This window comes from Skermanella sp. (genome assembly GCF_059503625.1).
The window spans coordinates 1-2,027 of record NZ_JCACHA010000548.1 but is presented as its reverse complement, the minus strand read 5'-3'; the positions used below and the strand labels follow the sequence as shown (position 1 = coordinate 2,027).

Genomic DNA, 2,027 nt, shown 5'->3' with positions numbered 1-2,027 from the left:
AGATCAGGATGCGGTCTCCCGATGGCAATACCGTCCCCGAACGATATTGCCCCTCAAGCCTGAAACACGTAGCTGCCCGGCGCCGGACCGAGATCGGTGCCACCGGCGGGAGGGGCCACCGGTTGCGCGCTGGACTTGCCGGACAGCCACTTCGACCATTCCGGCCACCACGATCCGTCGATGCGCGGCGTCGCGGCCGCCCAGGCATCGGGATCGACGTAGCGGTCCTCCGGCTGACGGGTGGCGATCTGATAGCTGCGTCCCCGATGTCCGGGTTCGCTGACGATGCCGGCGTTGTGGCCGCCGGAAGTCAGCACGAACGTCACTTCGGCATCGGCCGGCAGGTTGATCTTGTAGACCGATTTCCAGGGAGCGATGTGATCGCGGGTCGTGCCGACGGCGAAGATCGGAGCTCGGATGTCGCTCAGCGAAACCGGCTTGCCGTCCACCATGAAGCGCCCGCCCATGAGTTGATTTTCCAGGAACAGGCGCCGAAGATATTCGGAATGCATGCGGTATGGCATGCGGGTCTGGTCGGCGTTCCAGGCGGTCAGATCGCTGGCGGGTTCGCGCCGTCCTTTCAGGTATTGCTCGACCTGCCGCGACCAGATCAGGTCGTTGGATCGGAGAAGCTGGAAGGCGCAGGACATCTGGCCGGTTTCCAGATAGCCCTTCACCCACATCATGTGTTCCATATAAGCCAGCTGGCTGTCGTCGATGAAGACCATCAGTTCACCGGCTTCGGTAAAGTCGGTCTGAGCGGCCAGCAGGGTAACCGATGCCAGCCTGCCGTCGCCGTCGCGGGCCATCGCCGCCGCCGCGATCGACAGCAGAGTGCCGCCTAGGCAATAGCCGCAGGCGTGGATCCTCCGCTCCGGCATGGCGGACGACATGGCGTCCAGCGCCGCCATGACGCCGTGCCGGCGGTAGTCGTCCATGCCGAGGTCGCGATCCTCTTCCGTCGGGTTGCGCCACGACACCATGAAGACCGTATGCCCCTGCGCCACCAGATAGCGGACCAGCGAGTTTTCCGGCGACAGGTCGAGGATGTAGTACTTCATGATCCAGGCCGGGACGATCAGCACCGGCTCCGCCTTTACCTCAGCGGTTGCGGGATCGTACCGGATCAGTTCGATCAGGTGGTTGCGGAAGACCACCCGCCCCGGCGTCGCCGCGATGTCGTGGCCGACACGCCACGCCTCCGTCCCGACCGGCGCCTGTCCGCGCATCTGGTGCTGGACGTCCTCGATCAGGTTGCGGGCGCCCCGCAACAGGTTCTCTCCGGCCTCCGCGACGGTGCAGGCCAGCACCTCCGGGTTGGTCGGCAGGAAGTTGGACGGTGCGCGGCGGTCGAGCCACTGCCGCGCCATGAACTTAACCTGGCTTTCATGCCGCCTGCTGAGACCGGGAATGCCGGTCGTCGCCGCGTCCCACCATTGCTGCGTCAGCAGAAAACCCTGAGCGAAGGAATTGAAGGGCCAGAACTCCCACTGGGGCGCGGAAAATCGGCGGTCGCCCGGCTCGGGCTGGGCAACCGGAGCCGGATGCCACCACATCGCGGCCTTCAGGAAATAATCGTTCCAGTTGGAAACACCGCTGAGCGCCTTCTGCGTGAGCGCCACCTGCTTGGCCGGCGACGACGCCAGATGAAGGCCCCAGTCGATCCAGGCGGAGGCGACGGCGGCAGGAGATACCCCGCCGGTAACCTGCGCCATCATCGCGTTCAACAGATGATCGACGACCTCCAGGTCTGTGGACAGTGCGCCCGCTCTGTCCGCATGGCCTGTGCTTGCGCCAGTCCCGGTCTTGTCCGCCACGTCGTTTGCCGTCAAGATAGTTCCCCTAAGTGCCGGCATGGGGCGATGACCCGACCGATTGCGGCTTTGCTCAAGTCACCGGCCATCGGTTGACCCAGTTGAGCGGCGGCTGTCCGCTGAAGACGCGGGCGATTTCCTCCGCAGCTTCCCGTTGGAGATCGGCCACCGACTGCTCGGAATACCAAGCCGTATGGTCGGTCACGACCACGC

The 2,027-nt window shown here is 64.9% G+C and carries 1 protein-coding gene; it reads right to left on the bottom strand.

Annotated features, from left to right (window positions below; genetic code table 11):
• Window positions 1-53 precede the first annotated feature (53 nt).
• Window positions 54-1,832 carry a PHA/PHB synthase family protein gene (locus AC5JJ6_RS11625; protein ID WP_496042183.1) on the bottom strand — a complete coding sequence of 593 codons (1,779 nt, stop codon included), beginning with the start codon at window positions 1,830-1,832 and terminating at the stop codon, window positions 54-56.
• Window positions 1,833-2,027: the final 195 nt, after the last annotated feature.